15 protein-coding genes are annotated in these 16,507 nt (G+C 57.9%); 7 read left to right on the forward strand and 8 right to left on the reverse strand.

The genetic code is table 11. The features are described from left to right. Positions 1-111: 111 nt before the first annotated feature. Positions 112-1,470, forward strand: a complete 1,359-nt coding sequence (gene gorA, locus ACIPZE_RS01280) for a glutathione-disulfide reductase (protein ID WP_400770677.1) — start codon at positions 112-114, stop codon at positions 1,468-1,470. Here gorA and ACIPZE_RS01285 read toward each other — a convergent pair. After that, complete coding sequence (locus ACIPZE_RS01285; RefSeq protein ID WP_283436389.1) at positions 1,467-2,483, reverse strand: DNA-binding protein; 1,017 nt, start codon at positions 2,481-2,483, stop codon at positions 1,467-1,469. The two genes, gorA and ACIPZE_RS01285, sit on opposite strands and share 4 nt — an antisense overlap. Positions 2,484-2,660: 177 nt before the next feature. Between ACIPZE_RS01285 and ACIPZE_RS01290 the strand changes: the two genes are divergently transcribed. From ACIPZE_RS01290 to ahpF, 3 genes are all read left to right on the forward strand, one after another. Next, entirely contained in the window at positions 2,661-3,599 is a 939-nt protein-coding gene (locus tag ACIPZE_RS01290; protein WP_400770679.1) for a site-specific integrase, read from the forward strand. Between the two features lie 136 nt (positions 3,600-3,735). Then, positions 3,736-4,299 (forward strand): alkyl hydroperoxide reductase subunit C, encoded by a 564-nt coding sequence (gene ahpC / locus ACIPZE_RS01295; RefSeq protein ID WP_007912224.1) that lies wholly within the window; start codon positions 3,736-3,738, stop codon positions 4,297-4,299. 123 nt (positions 4,300-4,422) lie between these two features. Continuing rightward, entirely contained in the window at positions 4,423-5,985 is a 1,563-nt protein-coding gene (ahpF, locus tag ACIPZE_RS01300) for an alkyl hydroperoxide reductase subunit F (protein ID WP_283436391.1), read from the forward strand. Positions 5,986-6,109: 124 nt separating this feature from the next. Here the strand turns inward: ahpF and gloA are convergent, their stop codons facing one another. Next, entirely contained in the window at positions 6,110-6,631 is a 522-nt protein-coding gene (gloA, locus tag ACIPZE_RS01305; RefSeq protein ID WP_129394014.1) for a lactoylglutathione lyase, read from the reverse strand. A gap of 138 nt (positions 6,632-6,769) precedes the next feature. On the opposite strand from gloA, the gene ACIPZE_RS01310 reads away from it, so the two are divergent. After that, complete coding sequence (locus ACIPZE_RS01310) at positions 6,770-7,288, forward strand: DUF4946 domain-containing protein (RefSeq protein ID WP_129396135.1); 519 nt, start codon at positions 6,770-6,772, stop codon at positions 7,286-7,288. Between the two features lie 218 nt (positions 7,289-7,506). Here ACIPZE_RS01310 and ACIPZE_RS01315 read toward each other — a convergent pair whose 3' ends face one another. From ACIPZE_RS01315 to ACIPZE_RS01325, 3 genes are all read right to left on the reverse strand, one after another. After that, positions 7,507-7,872 (reverse strand): histone-like nucleoid-structuring protein, MvaT/MvaU family, encoded by a 366-nt coding sequence (locus tag ACIPZE_RS01315; RefSeq protein ID WP_105706642.1) that lies wholly within the window; start codon positions 7,870-7,872, stop codon positions 7,507-7,509. 235 nt (positions 7,873-8,107) lie between these two features. Continuing rightward, the gene (locus ACIPZE_RS01320) at positions 8,108-9,643 is read right to left on the reverse strand and encodes an EAL domain-containing protein (RefSeq protein ID WP_400770683.1); all 1,536 of its coding nucleotides are present in this window, start codon (positions 9,641-9,643) and stop codon (positions 8,108-8,110) included. A 115-nt stretch (positions 9,644-9,758) separates the two neighbouring features. Continuing rightward, positions 9,759-10,631, reverse strand: a complete 873-nt coding sequence (locus ACIPZE_RS01325) for a LysR family transcriptional regulator (protein ID WP_400770685.1) — start codon at positions 10,629-10,631, stop codon at positions 9,759-9,761. 77 nt (positions 10,632-10,708) lie between these two features. Here ACIPZE_RS01325 and ACIPZE_RS01330 point away from each other — a divergent pair, with 77 nt between their 5' ends. Together ACIPZE_RS01330 and hppD are read left to right on the forward strand one after the other, a co-directional pair. Continuing rightward, on the forward strand, positions 10,709-11,656 hold the full coding sequence (locus ACIPZE_RS01330) for a DMT family transporter (RefSeq protein ID WP_400770687.1): 948 nt from the start codon (positions 10,709-10,711) through the stop codon (positions 11,654-11,656). A 244-nt stretch (positions 11,657-11,900) separates the two neighbouring features. Then, positions 11,901-12,977, forward strand: coding sequence for a 4-hydroxyphenylpyruvate dioxygenase (hppD, locus tag ACIPZE_RS01335; RefSeq protein ID WP_129394006.1), 1,077 nt, complete (start codon positions 11,901-11,903; stop codon positions 12,975-12,977). A gap of 126 nt (positions 12,978-13,103) precedes the next feature. Here the strand turns inward: hppD and rarD are convergent, their stop codons facing one another. The 3 genes from rarD to ACIPZE_RS01350 all read right to left on the reverse strand — a co-directional run. Continuing rightward, positions 13,104-13,985 carry an EamA family transporter RarD gene (rarD, locus tag ACIPZE_RS01340; RefSeq protein WP_400770689.1) on the reverse strand — a complete coding sequence of 294 codons (882 nt, stop codon included), beginning with the start codon at positions 13,983-13,985 and terminating at the stop codon, positions 13,104-13,106. A gap of 192 nt (positions 13,986-14,177) precedes the next feature. Next, on the reverse strand, positions 14,178-15,191 hold the full coding sequence (locus ACIPZE_RS01345; RefSeq protein WP_283436396.1) for an aldo/keto reductase: 1,014 nt from the start codon (positions 15,189-15,191) through the stop codon (positions 14,178-14,180). A 165-nt stretch (positions 15,192-15,356) separates the two neighbouring features. Beyond that, positions 15,357-16,507: MFS transporter (locus ACIPZE_RS01350; protein ID WP_400770691.1), on the reverse strand; the 1,151-nt coding region annotated here is incomplete at its 5' end.

The raw sequence follows: 16,507 nt of genomic DNA on the forward strand, positions 1-16,507 counted from the left end.
CATGAACAAGCCACCTTCGGGTGGCTTTTTCATTTTCCGCCCCTATATGGATAGCAGCGCTTGCCCAAAGGATGACTCCGGGTATGCTGATCCCCTGCCGAGGAGATAGAAATGGCCTACGATTTTGACCTTTATGTGATTGGTGCCGGTTCCGGCGGTGTACGGGCTGCGCGTTTTGCGGCCGGTTTCGGCGCGAAAGTGGCGGTGGCCGAGAGCCGTTATCTGGGCGGGACCTGTGTCAACGTCGGCTGTGTGCCGAAAAAACTGTTGGTGTACGGCGCGCATTTCGCTGAAGACTTCGAGCAGGCGTCCGGTTTCGGCTGGAACCTGGGCGAAGCGAATTTCGATTGGGCGACGCTGATCGCCAACAAGGATCGCGAGATCAATCGCCTCAACGGCATTTATCGCAATCTGCTGGTCAACAGTGGCGTCACCCTGCATGAGGCTCACGCGAAAATCGTCGGCCCGCATGAAGTTGAAGTGAACGGTGAGCGCTTTACCGCGAAAAACATTCTGATCGCTACCGGTGGCTGGCCGCAGATTCCGCAGATTCCGGGTCGCGAACACGCGATCGGTTCGAACGAAGCGTTCTTCCTCAAAGAGTTGCCTAAACGCGTGCTGGTCGTGGGCGGAGGTTACATCGCAGTCGAATTCGCCGGAATTTTCCATGGCCTCGGCGCGAACACCACGCTGCTGTATCGCGGTGATCTGTTCCTGCGTGGTTTCGACGGTTCGGTGCGCAAGCATTTGCACGAAGAGCTGACCAAGCGTGGCCTCGATCTGCAATTCAACGCCGACATCGCGCGCATCGACAAACAGGCTGACGGCAGCCTGAAAGCCACTCTGAAGGACGGTCGCGTACTGGAAGCGGATTGCATTTTCTACGCCACTGGCCGGCGCCCGATGCTCGACAATCTCGGGCTGGAAAGCACCGATGTGCAGCTCACCGACAAAGGCTTCATCAAGGTCGACGAGCAGTACCAGACCAGCGAGCCATCAATTTTGGCGTTGGGCGACGTCATCGGTCGAGTGCAACTGACGCCGGTGGCGTTGGCCGAGGGTATGGCGGTAGCGCGACGCTTGTTCAAGCCGGAGCAATATCGTCCGGTAGATTACAAGATGATCCCGACCGCAGTGTTCAGCCTGCCAAACATCGGCACGGTGGGTTTGACCGAAGAAGAGGCGCGCGAAGCGGGTCACGATGTGGTGATTTTCGAGAGCCGCTTCCGCCCGATGAAGTTGACCTTGACCGAGTGCCAGGAGAAAACCCTGATGAAGCTGGTGGTCGACGGCAAAACCGACAAAGTCCTCGGCTGTCACATGGTTGGCCCAGACGCCGGTGAAATCGTCCAGGGCCTGGCGATTGCCTTGAAGGCTGGTGCGACCAAGCGTGACTTCGACGACACGATCGGGGTGCACCCGACGGCCGCCGAAGAGTTTGTCACCATGCGTACGCCGGTCGGCGCTTAAGCGTCTTTCGATTTGGCCGAGTCTGGCGCTGCCGCTACGGTAGCTGCCAGACGCTGGCTTTCTTCCAGGCTCGCCTGAGCGTTGCTCAGTTCCTTTTTCAATGACTGATTCAGCAGCGTTTGCTCATCGACGCTCTGTTTGAGTGCCTGGCTTTCCAATCCTGCTACACGTAAACGTTCCTGGAGAAGAGTGCGTTCGCTATCGACACGGGCCGCTTGTTCAAGCAATTGATCCTGACGCTGATTGCTCTGCTTGAGCTGATCCTGCATTAGATTCAGTTCGCGCAGGGTGCCACGGTTTTCCGTGAGCAGGCGTTCGTTGTCACGGTGCAGTTGGGTGATTTCGTCCTGGCGAACCAGTGCACTTTGCTGTGCCTGACGCAGTTCGGCCTGAATTTGCTGCACCTGGCCTTCGTGACGGCTCTGTTCCTGCTCGCGCTGTTCTTTGCTGGCGTTGCGGTAATGTTCCAGCGCGTCGCGGGCGTGCAGGTGTTTTTCTTCCAGCGAGCGAATCTGCTCGTCCTTGTCCTGCAGGCGCAACTCAAAGTCGGCCAGTGCCTGATTCAAACCGGCATTACGGGTTTGCTCGGTCTGCAGCATTGAGCGCGTGCTATTCAGGGCTTCGGACTCGCGCTCCAGCGCTGCGCCTTGAATGTCGTGCGCCTGTTCAAGCTTTTCCAGCGCCTGGCGGATCTGCTTCAGCTCCGATTCCAGCGCCTCGCGCTGCTCCTCAAACTGCTCGCGAGCTTGCTCGATGGGCTCTTGCGCCTGCTCTTTGAGGCGCTGCGCGAGGCGTGAAACCAGAGCGGTCAGCTCGTCATCGATCGGTTCTGCCGAGGCTTCTACCGGTTGCGCGCCGTCATCCAGCTCTTTCAGATACCGATGGATCGTGGTCTTCGAGCCGGTGTTGCCCATTTCGATGCGTACTGCATCGATGCTTGGGTGTTCGCCGCGAGCAAGAATCGCCGTGCGCGCGATCTGCACCAGTGCTTTGGTAATGCCGCCACGGGCCATGTGAACTCCTACGATTACGTACTGTGGTACATGCCACTAAAGTACGCAGTGTACCATGCTGAAAATAAAGGTAAATGATTGCAGGACGAGAGGCGGGATATACTGGTATTACCCAGTGTCAGACGGCAAAATGCACATCTGCGCCCCCGCAGTAGTACGCCAACGAGAAAACAGCCCATGAGCGATCTGGATCGCTATCTGCAAGCCGCCACCCGTGACAACACGCGCCGAAGCTATCGCGCGGCCATCGAGCATTTCGAAGTGAAGTGGGGCGGGTTCCTGCCGGCCACGGCCGACAGCGTCGCGCGGTATCTGGTGGCACATGCCGGCGAGCTGTCGGTCAACACGCTGAAGCTGCGTCTGTCGGCGCTGGCGCAATGGCACAATAGCCAGGGCTTTGCCGATCCGACCAAGGCGCCGGTAGTGCGCAAGGTGTTCAAAGGCATTCGTGCTCTGCACCCGGCGCAGGAGAAGCAAGCCGAGCCATTGCAATTGCAGGATCTGCAGCGCGTCATCGATTGGCTGGAGCAAGAGGCGCAAACTGCGAGGGAGCAGCAGGATCGACCGTTACTGCTCAAGGCTTACCGTGATCGCGCACTGATTCTTCTAGGTTTCTGGCGTGGATTCCGTAGCGACGAGTTGTGCCGCATGCAGATCGAACACGTGCAAGCGCACGCCGGCAAAGGCATCACCTTGTATTTGCCGCGCAGTAAAGGGGACCGGGAGAACCTCGGGCAGACCTATCAAGCCCCGGCACTGCTCAAGCTGTGCCCGGTGCAGGCCTACATCGACTGGATCAGCGAAGCGGCGCTGGTGCGTGGCCCGGTATTTCGCAGCATTGATCGCTGGGGCAATCTGAACGAGGAGGGCTTGCACGCCAACAGCATCATCCCGTTACTGCGTCAGGCGCTGGAGCGCGCCGGAATTGCCGCCGAAAACTACACCAGCCACTCGTTGCGACGCGGCTTCGCCACTTGGGCGCATCAGAGTGGCTGGGATCTGAAATCGCTGATGAGTTATGTCGGCTGGAAGGATATGAAGTCGGCGATGCGCTATGTTGAAGTCAGCCCATTCCAAGGGATGGCTCGGATTACGGATAACCCGGCTTCGTCGTAGATATCGTTTTCTTCTATTAATACAGTCCGCTAATAGCGAAAACAAATCAGCAGCATCAGGTTTGCCAATGAGCCATCCGTCGAACGAGTGGGTAGGATTCACCCATCGAATTCACAACCCTGACGGAGAGTCATCAATGCCTATCATCAACAGCCAAGTAAAACCGTTCAAAGCTACCGCGTTCAAAAACGGCGACTTCGTTCAAGTCTCGGACGCTGACCTGAAAGGCAAGTGGTCGGTCGTGTTCTTCTACCCAGCCGACTTCACCTTCGTTTGCCCAACCGAGCTGGAAGACCTGGCTGACAACTACGCTGCTTTCCAGAAACTCGGCGTAGAGATCTACAGCGTTTCCACCGATACCCACTTTGCCCACGCTGCCTGGCACAACACTTCGCCAGCCATCGGCAAAATCGAATACACCATGATCGGCGACCCGACCCACGCCATCTCCCGCAACTTCGACGTGCTGATTGAAGAAGTTGGTCTGGCTGACCGTGGCACCTTCGTGATCAACCCTGAAGGCCAGATCAAAATCGTTGAACTGAACGATGGCGGCGTTGGCCGTGACGCTTCCGAGCTGCTGCGCAAGATCAAAGCCGCTCAGTACGTTGCTGCTCACCCAGGCGAAGTTTGCCCGGCCAAGTGGAAAGAAGGCGAAGCCACTCTGGCTCCGTCCCTGGACCTGGTCGGCAAGATCTAAGTCTGTGACACGCAACTCAGGGCGGTACGCCGCACCTTCTTAAGTACGCTGCACCGCCCAAAAAAATGCCCGGGCGAGATTCGTTCGGGCTTTTTTTCGCCTCAAATAAAGGAAATCGCCCGTATGTTGGACGCCAATCTTAAAGCCCAGTTGAAATCGTACCTGGAACGGGTCACCCAGCCGATCGAGATCGTTGCCTCCCTCGACGACGGTGCGAAATCCCGTGAAATGCTGGAACTGCTGAAAGACGTTGCCAGTCTTTCGAGCCAGATTACTCTGATCGACAGCGGTGACGATGCCCGCAAGCCATCGTTCTCGATCAACCGCCCGGGCGCTGACATCAGTCTGCGTTTCGCCGGCATCCCGATGGGCCACGAATTCACTTCGCTGGTATTGGCCTTGCTGCAAGTCGGCGGCCACCCGTCGAAAGCCAGCGTTGAAGTGATCGAGCAGATTCGCTCGCTCAAAGGCGAGTTCAGCTTCGAGACTTACTTCTCGCTATCCTGCCAGAACTGCCCGGACGTGGTCCAGGCGCTGAACCTGATGGCCGTACTCAACCCGAACATCCGCCACGTCGCCATCGACGGCGCGCTGTTCCAGGACGAAGTCAACGATCGCAAGATCATGGCCGTGCCGAGCATTTACTTGAACGGGGAAAACTTCGGTCAGGGTCGCATGGGCCTGGAAGAAATTCTCGCCAAACTCGACACCGGCGCCATCGAGCGTCAGGCCGAAAAGATCAGCGCCAAACAAGCTTTTGACGTGCTGGTGGTCGGCGGTGGCCCGGCGGGTGCTTCGGCAGCGATTTACGCTGCACGTAAAGGCATTCGCACCGGCGTCGCCGCTGAGCGTTTCGGCGGTCAGGTGCTCGACACCATGGCCATCGAAAACTTCATTTCCGTGCAGGAAACCGAAGGGCCGAAACTGGCCACGGCGCTGGAAGAACACGTCAAACAGTACGACGTCGACATCATGAACCTGCAACGTGCCGACAAGCTGATCCCGGGCAAGAACGGCGCGCTGCATGAGGTGCGCTTCGCCAGCGGCGCGACCCTCAAAGCCAAAAGCGTGATCCTGGCGACCGGTGCGCGCTGGCGTGAAATGAACGTGCCGGGTGAGCAGGATTACCGCAACAAAGGCGTGGCGTACTGCCCGCACTGCGATGGTCCACTGTTCAAGGGCAAGCGTGTCGCGGTGATCGGCGGCGGTAACTCCGGCGTTGAAGCGGCCATCGACCTGGCCGGTATCGTGTCGCACGTAACGCTGCTGGAGTTCGATGTGCAACTGCGGGCTGACGCTGTGCTGCAACGTAAACTGCACAGCCTCAAGAACGTTACTGTGATCACCAGTGCGCAAACCACTGAAGTGACTGGGGATGGGCAGAAGGTCAACGGCCTGCGCTACAAGGATCGCAACACTGACGAGCTGCGCACGGTCGAGCTGGAAGGGATTTTCGTGCAGATCGGTTTGTTGCCGAACACTGACTGGCTCAAGGGCACCATCGAGCTGTCGCCACGGGGCGAGATCATTGTCGATAACCGCGGCGAGACCTCGATCCCGGGGATCTTCGCGGCTGGCGACGTCACTACGGTGCCGTACAAGCAGATCGTGATTGCAGTGGGCGAGGGCGCCAAGGCTTCGCTGAGTGCTTTCGATCACCTGATCCGCACGTCGGCCCCGGCGTAAACGTCAGGCCAGAAATGAAAAAACCCGTGAGCGATCACGGGTTTTTTATGCCTGACGTAAAAGATCGCAGCCTGCGGCAGCTCCTACAGAGATTGTGTAGGAGCTGGCGAAGCCTGCGATCTTTTTACAGCGGCGCTGGCTGGATGATCTCGACCCAGTAACCGTCCGGATCCTTGATAAACGCCAGGCTCTTCATGCGGCCATCGCTCAGGCGCTTCTGGAAATCACAGCCCAACTCTTCAAAACGTGCGCAGGCAGCGACGATGTCCGGCACCGAAATGCAGATGTGGCCAAAGCCACGCGGATCGGTATTACCGTTGTGATAGGCGAATTCCGCGTCGTTCTCGGTGCCGTGGTTGTGCGTCAGTTCGAGAATGCCCGGGATCGACTTCATCCACTGGGTGCGCGCAGCAGCGTCGGCCGGGATTTGCGCCTTGTCGACCAGTGCGAGGAAGTACAGGCTGAACTCGGCTTCGGCGAAATCACGTTTCTCGACCAGCGAGAAACCCAGCACGCGGGTGTAGAAGTCCAGGGACTTGGTGATGTCCTTCACACGCAGCATGGTGTGGTTGAAGACAAATTGCTGGGTTGCGCTGTCTGGCGTGGCGGTGACGCCGGGGAAAGTGTTCAGTTCGTGCAGGCTCATGGGCCCTCCAATAACTATGGGCGAGTGAATGGGCGCAATGATACGCATGCCTGCCGGCATCGCCAAATGAAAGGCGGGCTTGCCCTGCGCGTGGGCGAGGCTCAGACTTTACGGCTCAATCCGCGAGTGCGCCCGGCAATGATCCGACTGTTCAAATCCCTGTTTGTTTTATCCGCTTTATCGCTTGCCGCAACTTGCGCGCTGGCGGACGCACCGGGCGTGACCTGGCCTGCTGGCTGGGAGGTTGAAGCGTTGCCGCAAACGTCGCCGCAGGTATCCCGGCAACGAGCGGTAAAAAACGATACCGAGGGCAACCAGGTGATGGTGATGGAGTTGACCATGACGCAGGTCGAGACCGGCCATCAGGTCAACTTGCAGGGGGTGTTGCTGGAGATGCGCAAGTCCATTCAGAAGGATTTCTTCCAGGGTGGCTACCAGAGTGTCTGTAACAAAATTCATCCGGCAACGCTGGGTTCTTTGTCCGCGCTGGAGACGACTTGCACGATCACGGAAAACGGTCGGCACGTGTTGTCGCAAACCTTGGTTGCTGCGGTCGAGGCGGACAAGGCTTATGTTCTTTCCTACGCGGGGCAGGCCGAGGTTTATAAGGCGAGTGCCGACGAAATAGTGGCGGTAAGAAACAGTCTGAAACTTTAGCCGTCTGTTCTATGCATGACGTGACTAGATACCCGAACGGATTAAGCACAAAGTTAAACGTAGATCGCGAATGGCAACATCCCGCAGTGAAATGTTTAGCAGTCCGCTCACGAACGTTACAGACTATTCCTAACTTGTTCGATGAAATTCATTTCATTTGTTAGATATTGTCAATAAAAAAGCCCTGCATCGAGCAGGGCTTTTTTGTTGGCGTGAGATTAACCGCGCAACCAGGAATCAACGGTCGCAGCACCGTATTGTTCCTTCCAGGCTTTAAGGCCGCGGTGGTTGCCGCCCTTGGTCTCGATCAGTTCACCGGTGTGCGGGTTGTGATAAACCTTGACCACGCGTGCGCGGCGGGTTTTCGGTGCTGCCGAGGTTTGCAGAGCGGATTTTGCCGGATTCGGATCGAGAATGGAGATGATGTCTTTCAGGCCTTTGCCGTAGGTTTTCATCAGCCCCTGGAGCTTTTCTTCGAATTCGATTTCTTTCTTCAGCCCGGCATCGTTCTTCAGCGACTCCAGCTGCTTGAGCTGTTCCTGAAGGGCCTTTTCAGCTGCACGAAATTCAGCGAGTCTGGACAATATCTTTACTCCAATAGTGTGTTTGGCTGATACCAACCGCAAACAAAGCTATAAGCCAAGAGCCTTGAAGCGACTCGGTGATAAATGGCTCACCTGCGAATTTTTGCTCAGGTTGAAAAAATTGTAGTAGTTAATGCGCCAAGAGTAAATCCTGATCTTGTCTTCATGTAACAACAGCGGTGTTTTGTATCAGTTTGGTGCGCTTGGTCGGCGTTTCAAGCTTAACCCCGGCAAGTTAATGGTGACTTAATGCGCTGATGAAGTCCGCAGCCGGCATTGGTTTGCCGAAAAGATAGCCTTGCAGAAAGTTGACGTGATACGCGGTCAGATAATCGGCCTGTGCTTGAGTTTCGACACCTTCGGCAACAATCCCCAGATCAAGCTTGGCCGAGAGTTCGATAATCGTGTCGAGAATATGCCGCGACAGCGCGTCGATGCCGATCATGGCCACGAAACTCTGGTCGATCTTGAGGAAATCGACGTTGAACTTGCGCAAGTAACCGAGGCTTGAGTGGCCGGTACCGAAGTCGTCGATGGCAATCTTCACGCCCAGGGTGTGCAACTGCTCGAACAGTTGATGCGTGATGTCGGTGGGTTCAATCAATTCGCGCTCGGTCAGCTCGAGGATCAGGCTGACGCTGCCAGGGACGAATGCCGCGAGAAACTTGCGGCAGTCTTCAACCAGCTCCAGATCGCGACAATGACTCGCCGTGATGTTGATGCCGAGGTGAAAGGGCGTGGCGAAGGTTGATGACAGCGGCCCCAGTACGGCAGCGGTCTGCTGCATCAACGAACGGGTCATCGGCACGATCAATCCGGAGTGCTCGGCAAACGGAATGAACAGGTCCGGGCGCACCAGGCCTTCTTTCGGATGGTTCCAGCGCATCAGCACCTCGGCCCCTGACCATTTCTTGCTGTCGCCGTGCACGACTGGCTGGAAGTAGGGGATGAACTCGCCGGCTTCCAGCGCACGGAGCATTTCATGGCTGGGAGACGTCGAGCGTTTTTGCAGGACGTGACCGATCGCACCGGAGACCACGCCAAAGAACATCAACAGGCTGAACAGTGGCGGATATTCCTTCGCCATATAGCGCCATGTTTCGCCTTGCGGGTAACCGGCGGCGACACTGAAAGCATAGCGCGACGACTGCAGCATGCTTTGTGCAACTGGCAGCGCGGGCAGGGCGTCCTGATGCACTTTGCCGTCGGCGGACAACCAGTTGTCGCCGACCTGCAGCAACAACAAAGTTTGTCGGCCAATCAAGCGCAGAATGTTGCTCAAGTGATAACCGTCAAGCGTGGTCAGCGCACCGCCGCGACCGTCACTCAAACGGTACACCAGCAGCGCGGTATCGGGCGTCACCGGGTTGCCGTCCATGAGCCACAACTTACCCTGGTGGTAATCGCCGGAATTGACCGCTTCCTTGTAGTCGCCGAACAGCGAACTGCAATAGAGATTGTTGTCCCAGACCAGATTGGTCGAGCGCACGAACGGCCGGCGGGTGACTTGCTCGCGCAACGCCAGTTTGACGTCTTCGCAGGTTTTCCCGGCCAGCGGCAGCAATTCCCTGGCCGCCTGCGCGGTGTTGTCGAGCATCAACTCGAACTGGCGCAACGCCTCGGTGGCAGTCTGCCCGGTGTTTTGCTGCAAAGTGCGCTCGGCCTGCATATAGAGAATTACACCTCCGAGCACCACTGGCAGCAACCCGCTGAGCAAGGTTACTGCGATGCGCGTGCTGCGTTTGCGGCGAGGTCTGACGGTTAACGGCATGGGCGCATCCTGTCGCGATGAAGTGGGGCTGCGCAATGCAGGCCGGATAACGGCGTGCCGCTGAAAAACACTTGAGCCAGAGGGGAGGATAGATGGCAGATGCCGCTTGCGCCGCTCATGAATGATTCATCTGCGTGGCCAACTCGATAAAGGCCAGTGTGGCGGGTGAGGCCTGGCGCTGATCGAGGACTGCGAGGCCGACCTGACGCTTGACCTGTGGCGACAGCGCGACTTCCACATACTGCGGATTTTGCACCTGCGGCAGCGAGCCCTCGGCGACGACGGTGATCGCATCGCCACGACTGACCGTGTCGAGGGTGCTGAGCAGTTGCGAGCAGCGAAATCGAATGTTCGGTTGCAGCCGAGCTGCGCTGAACAGTCGCGACACCAGCTCGGAAGATCCCGCTTCGGTGAGCACGAACGGGTCGTTGCACAAATCCTTGAGGCTCAACGCCGAGCGTGTCGCCAAGGAATGGTTGATCGGCAGCAGGGCAAGCATCTGATCTTCAATCAAGGCAAAGGTGTCGAAGCGCTCTTCGGGAAGGACCACGAAACCGACGTCGATCCGCCGCTCTTCCAGCCACTGGATCACCTGTCGATCCGGTCCTTCATCTATATGCACTTCGATGCCCGGATGCGCCTCGCGATAGCGCTGCAAAATCCCTGGCAACAGTTTGATCGATGAAGTCGGGCCGAACGAGCCGATGCGCAATGTGCCGCGCTTCATGCCACGGGCATCGGCAGCCTCCTGACGCAACGTATTGGCCAGACCGAGCATGGCCCGGGCGCGCAGCAATAGTTGTTCGCCGATATCGCTGAGTTCAACGGATGACTGATGTCGACGCAGCAGTTCGACGCCCAGTTCCTGCTCCAGAGATTTCAGCGCGTGGGATACCGCCGACTGGGAAATGCCCAAGCGATGTGCGGCGAGGGTGAATCCGCGCAGCTCGGCCACCAGCGAGAAAATCTCCAGCTGTGTGAGGGTCATGAGTAATTGCTCATTTTACGATGATCAGAAATGAGGTGAATGATAAGCCATCCTCCAGTCATCCGGTCTCATGCCTTATGCATAATCTCGAGCAAACCCACACGACAGCCGCCGAGATGCCGGTCTATCTGACATTGGCGGCAGTCACCATGGTGTGGGGCGGAACCTTCGTCGCCGGGCGTTTTCTCGCCGGCAGCCTGAGCCCGATGTTCGCTGCCAGTCTGCGATTCCTGCTTGCCAGTGCAGCGTTGCTCGGGTTCCTGTGGCTGGCGCGAATTCCCTTGGCGCGGCCGACGCCACGGCAATGGCTGCAACTGGCAATGCTGGGGTTCTTCGGGATTTTCTTCTACAACCTGTGCTTCTTTTATGGCCTGCAATACATCAACGCCTCGCGCGCTTCATTGATTGTTGCGTTGAATCCTGCGGTGATCGGCCTCGCGTCGTGGTTGCTGTTCAAAGAACGTCTCGGCCGCGTGAAAGTCGCTGGCATCGCGGTGTGCATCGTCGGTGCAGGTGTGGTGATCGTCAGCCGCAATCCACAACTGTTGGCAGCAACGCCCGACGCCTGGCTCGGTGACGTGCTGATCCTCGGTTGCGTGCTGGGCTGGGGTGTTTATTCATTGTTTTCCCGTGGCCTCAATCAGGCACTCGGCCCGGTGCAGACCGTGACGTATTCGATCCTGATCGGCACGCTGATGCTGTGGACGTTGGCGGCGGTGCGTGGCGAGCTGAGCTGGGCGGCGTGGCTCAACCTCGGCACGCCACAGTGGCTGAGCCTTGTCTATTTAGGCGTGTTCGGTTCGGCGCTGGCATACATCGGTTATTACGATGGCATTCGCAAAATCGGCGCGACGCGCTCAGGGGTATTTATCGCCTTGAACCCTTTGACGGCGGTGCTGCTGGGCGCGCTGCTGCTCGGTGAACAGCTGACGCTGACCATGGGCTTGGGCGGTGCATTGATCCTGACGGGCATTTATCTGTGCAACAAACCCCTTGCGCCGTCGGCAAAAAAGCGGATTTTATAGAGAGGGCAGACAAGCCCATTTACGCTGTGTAGAATCGGGTTACGCATACAATAATAATCGTCTTCTGGCAGCAGAAGCCTCGCCCGCAAGAGCCTTGGGTCGACAATGAAGATATTCGGGTTTCAACTGATCTACGGTGACTTCCTCGCCCGCAGTGTGCGTGGCATCTCCTGTGCGCCACCCACCGACCTCGCAGACTGACAAATAACCCTGGTTAATTTGATAAGAATGATGAGGCGTCACCATGACCGATCTATACGAAAACCCAATGGGCCTGATGGGCTTTGAATTCATCGAACTCGCGTCGCCGGTGCCTGGCACCCTGGAGCCGATCTTCGAGATCATGGGCTTCACCAAAGTTGCGACCCACCGCTCGAAGAACGTGCACCTGTACCGTCAGGGCGCGATCAACCTGATTCTCAACAACGAACCCAACAGCGTCGCTTCGTACTTCGCGGCCGAACACGGCCCGTCCGTTTGCGGCATGGCGTTCCGCGTCAAGGATTCGCAAAAGGCCTACAACCGCGCACTGGAACTCGGCGCGCAGCCAATCCACATCGAAACCGGTCCGATGGAGCTGAACCTGCCGGCGATCAAAGGCATTGGCGGCGCGCCGCTGTACCTGATCGACCGTTTCGGTGAAGGCAGTTCGATCTATGACATCGACTTCGTATTCATCGAAGGCGTCGATCGCAACCCGGTCGGTGCCGGCCTGAAAATCATCGACCACCTGACCCACAACGTCTATCGCGGTCGTATGGCTTACTGGGCAAACTTCTACGAGAAGCTGTTCAACTTCCGTGAAATCCGCTACTTCGACATCAAGGGCGAATACACCGGCCTGACCTCGAAAGCGATGACCGCACCGGACGGCATGATCCGTATCCCGCTGAACGAAGAATCGTCCAAGGGTGCCGGGCAGATCGAAGAGTTCCTGATGCAGTTCAACGGCGAGGGCATCCAGCACGTTGCGTTCCTCACCGACGACCTGATCAAGACCTGGGATCAGTTGAAGAAGATCGGCATGCGCTTCATGACCGCGCCACCGGAAACCTACTACGAAATGCTCGAAGGCCGCCTGCCGAACCACGGCGAGCCAGTTGATCAATTGCAATCGCGCGGCATTCTGCTCGACGGCGCATCGGATCAGGGCGACAAGCGTCTGCTGCTGCAGATTTTCTCGGAAACCCTGATGGGGCCGGTGTTCTTCGAATTCATCCAGCGCAAAGGCGATGATGGTTTCGGCGAGGGCAACTTCAAGGCGCTGTTCGAGTCGATCGAGCGCGATCAGGTGCGTCGTGGTGTACTTGCCACCGAGTAATCTGTTGCTGAAATGAAAAATCCCGGCCTGCAGTGATGCAGTGTCGGGATTTTTTTCAGGATCAAAAGATCGCAGCCTGCGGCAGCTCCTACAGGGGAATGCATTCCACGCTGCGATCTTTTGCGTTTATGGCCGGCGCTGGCGCATCAGGTGTTTGAAGCCTTCGAAGACCAGCACAATAACCGCCATCCAGATCGGAATATAAGTCAGCCATTCGCCGGACTTGATGCTCTCACCGAGCAGCAACGCGACCCCGAGCAACAACACCGGCTCAACGTAACTCAACAGCCCAAACAGGCTGAACGGCAGCAAGCGGCTGGCAATGATGTACACCACCAACGCCGATGCACTGATCAGCCCGAGCAGCGGAATCAGCCACATCAGTCCCGGGTATTGATCGAACACGCCGAAGCCTTGCTCGCCGCCGTGCACAAACCAGTAGGCGACCGGCAGCATCAGGGTCATGTCGACCCACAGCCCACCGAGGTGATCGGTTTTCAGGTATTTGCGCAGGACGAAGTACAGCGGGTAACCGATGACCACCACCAGTGTCGCCCAGGAAAAACCACCGACCTGATACAACTCGTTCAACACGCCGAGGCTGGCGAAGAACACCGCGACTTTTTGCAGGTACGACAGGCTCTCGCCGTAGGCAATGCGTCCGGTCAGCACCATCGCCAGCGGCAGCAGGAAATAGCCCAACGACACATCGAGGCTGTAGCCGTTGAGCGGCGCCCACATGAACAGCCACAACTGCACACCGAGCAATCCGGCCGAGACGATCAAGCCGGCGATCAGTTTTGGCTTTGCCGCCATCAGCCGAACCAGCTCCAGCACGCGTCGCCATTCGCCGGACACCAGCATGAACACGGTCATGCACGGTACCGTCAGCAGCATCCGCCAGCCGAAAATTTCCACGCCGCTCAAGGGTGTGAGCAGCGAGGTGTAGTAATACATGACGGCAAACAGCACCGAGGCTGAAACCGATAAAGCGATACCTTTAGACAAACTGTCCTCGCGGGTGGGTGATCAAACGGGGCGCGAAGGATACGTGGTTTTTGTGCTGAATATTGGCCGGATGCTCATTATTTCCCACACGTAGATACGCATAATTGTAGGAGCTGCCGCAGGCTGCGATCTTTTGATTTTAAAAAAACAGATCAAAAGATCGCAGCCTGCGGCAGCTCCTACACGAGGGCGTCAGGCTGAGTGGGTTTTGCGGCCGGACACAAAATGACTGACATCGTTGAAGCCCGGTGTCGATGCATGCCCCGGTGTCACCAGCGAATCGATGAACGCTTCATCTTCAGCGGTGATCTTCACCGCCTGCGCCTTGGTGTAGGCATCCCACTGCGCTTCGGTACGCGGCCCGACAATTGCCGAGGTCACCGCGCTGTTGTTCAACACCCAGGCAATCGCGAACTCGACGATGCCGACGCCACGTTGCTCGGTGTACTGCTGAATCTGCTGGGCAATGCGCAGCGATTCCACGCGCCATTCGGTTTCCAGAATGCGCTTGTCCTGACGCCCGGCGCGGCTGTTGGCGTCCGGTGTCACGTCCGGCGCGTACTTGCCACTGAGCACGCCACGGGCCAATGGGCTGTAAGGCACCACGCCGAGGCCGTAGGTTTGCGCGGCGGTAATCTGCTCGGTCTCGGCCTGACGGTTGACGATGTTGTACAACGGCTGGCTGATCACCGGCCGATCGACACCGAGTTTATCGGCGATACGAATCACCTCGGCAATCCGCCAGCCGCGATAGTTCGACAAACCCCAATAACGGATCTTGCCCTGACGAATCAGATCGCCAATCGCTGAAATCGTGACGTCCAGTGGCGTGTTGTGGTCTTCGCGGTGCAGGTAATAGATGTCGAGGTAGTCGGTGCCCAACCGGGTCAGGCTGGCGTCCAGACCATTGAAGATATGCTTGCGGCTGAGGCCGCTGCGGTTTGGCACACCGTCCACCGGGCCGAAACCGACCTTGGTCGCCAGCACCCACTCATGCCGATTGCCGGCAATCGCTTCACCGACGATCTCTTCCGAACGACCGTTGGTGTAGACGTCGGCGGTGTCGATGAAGTTGATGCCCTGATCCCAGGCCTTGTCGATGATGCGCAACGACTCTTCGGTGCTGGTCTGCTCGCCGAACATCATTGTGCCGAGGGTGAGGGTAGACACTTGCAACCCCGATTGCCCCAGTGTGCGATAGCTCATGCCGAAATCCTTTTGTCGGTGGGAAACCCCAACAAATACCAGATGCGTAACGGGGCGCAAAGTGAATTATTGTGGCGTTTAAACGCAAAAAGATCGCAGCCTGCGGCAGCTCCTACAAGGAACACATTCCAAGGTAGGAGCTGCCGAAGGCTGCGATCTTTGCTATTAAGCGCGCAACGTCCGCGTCATCCGCAACGCCAACAGACTCCCGCCAACGATCACACCCGCCAGCAGATACAACGCCGCATCCGTCGAGCCAGTACTGTCCTTGACCCAACCAACCAGGTACGGACTAAGGAAACCCGCCATCTGCCCCATCGAGTTGATCAATGCCAGGCCACCGGCCGCAGCGCCTGCACTCAGCATCGCCGTTGGCACTGGCCAGAACATTGGCAGACCGGTCAGCGCACCCATGGTCGCAATGGTCAGGCCGAGAATCGCGATCGCCGGGTTGGCGGCGAAATTCACTGCGATCACCAGACCGATCGCGCCCATCAACATCGGTACCACCAGATGCCAGCGACGTTCCTTGCGCAAATCCGCCGAACGACCCACCAGCAGCATGAACACCGCTGCCAGCAGATAAGGGATCGCGCTCAACCAGCCAATCACCAGGTTGTCGCTGAAGCCGAGGTTCTTGATGATCGACGGCAGCCAGAAGTTGATCGCGTACACGCCACTCTGGATGCAGAAGTAGATCAGGCCGAACGCCCAGATTGCCGGGTTCTTGAATACCGCCAGCAGCGAGTCGGAAGTGGTTTTCGGTTTGTTCGCCAGGTCCTGTGCCTGATCGGCCTCAAGCACCGCGCGCTCGTGCGGCGTCAGCCACTTGGCGTTGGCGAAGCTGTCGCTCAGGAGGAAATAGGCGAGGGCGCCGAGGATCACCGTCGGAATGCCCTGCAGCAGGAACATCCACTGCCAGCCGGCCAGACCGCCCTGGCCTGCGGCGAAGTGATTGAGGATCCAGCCAGAGAACGGGCTGCCGAGCAGACCGGATACCGGGATCGCCGACATGAACAGCGCCATGATCCGGCCACGACGGAAGGTCGGGAACCACTGCGAGAGATACAGCACGACGCCCGGGAAGAACCCGGCTTCGGCCGCACCGGTAAACAGCCGCAGGGTATAGAACTCAGTCGGTGTGGTGACGAACAACAGGCAGGTCGACAGCGTGCCCCAGGTGATCATCATCACCGCAATCCAGCGCCGTGGACCGAACTTGGTCAACGCCAGGTTGCTCGGTACGCCGCACAGCACGTAGCCGATGAAGAAGATCCCGGCACCGAGGCCGTACACGGTTTCGCTGAATTTCAGTG

The organism is Pseudomonas sp. NPDC089741 (assembly GCF_044748825.1).
Lineage (GTDB): Bacteria > Pseudomonadota > Gammaproteobacteria > Pseudomonadales > Pseudomonadaceae > Aquipseudomonas > Aquipseudomonas helmanticensis.

Coding starts and splice junctions, on each gene's coding strand:
- gorA (WP_400770677.1), top strand. CDS start 112: ATGGCCTACGATTTTGACCTTTATGTGATTGGTGCCGGTTCCGGCGGT.
- ACIPZE_RS01285 (WP_283436389.1), bottom strand. CDS start 2,483: ATGGCCCGTGGCGGCATTACCAAAGCACTGGTGCAGATCGCGCGCACG.
- ACIPZE_RS01290 (WP_400770679.1), top strand. CDS start 2,661: ATGAGCGATCTGGATCGCTATCTGCAAGCCGCCACCCGTGACAACACG.
- ahpC (WP_007912224.1), top strand. CDS start 3,736: ATGCCTATCATCAACAGCCAAGTAAAACCGTTCAAAGCTACCGCGTTC.
- ahpF (WP_283436391.1), top strand. CDS start 4,423: ATGTTGGACGCCAATCTTAAAGCCCAGTTGAAATCGTACCTGGAACGG.
- gloA (WP_129394014.1), bottom strand. CDS start 6,631: ATGAGCCTGCACGAACTGAACACTTTCCCCGGCGTCACCGCCACGCCA.
- ACIPZE_RS01310 (WP_129396135.1), top strand. CDS start 6,770: ATGATCCGACTGTTCAAATCCCTGTTTGTTTTATCCGCTTTATCGCTT.
- ACIPZE_RS01320 (WP_400770683.1), bottom strand. CDS start 9,643: ATGCCGTTAACCGTCAGACCTCGCCGCAAACGCAGCACGCGCATCGCA.
- ACIPZE_RS01325 (WP_400770685.1), bottom strand. CDS start 10,631: ATGACCCTCACACAGCTGGAGATTTTCTCGCTGGTGGCCGAGCTGCGC.
- ACIPZE_RS01330 (WP_400770687.1), top strand. CDS start 10,709: ATGCATAATCTCGAGCAAACCCACACGACAGCCGCCGAGATGCCGGTC.
- hppD (WP_129394006.1), top strand. CDS start 11,901: ATGACCGATCTATACGAAAACCCAATGGGCCTGATGGGCTTTGAATTC.
- ACIPZE_RS01345 (WP_283436396.1), bottom strand. CDS start 15,191: ATGAGCTATCGCACACTGGGGCAATCGGGGTTGCAAGTGTCTACCCTC.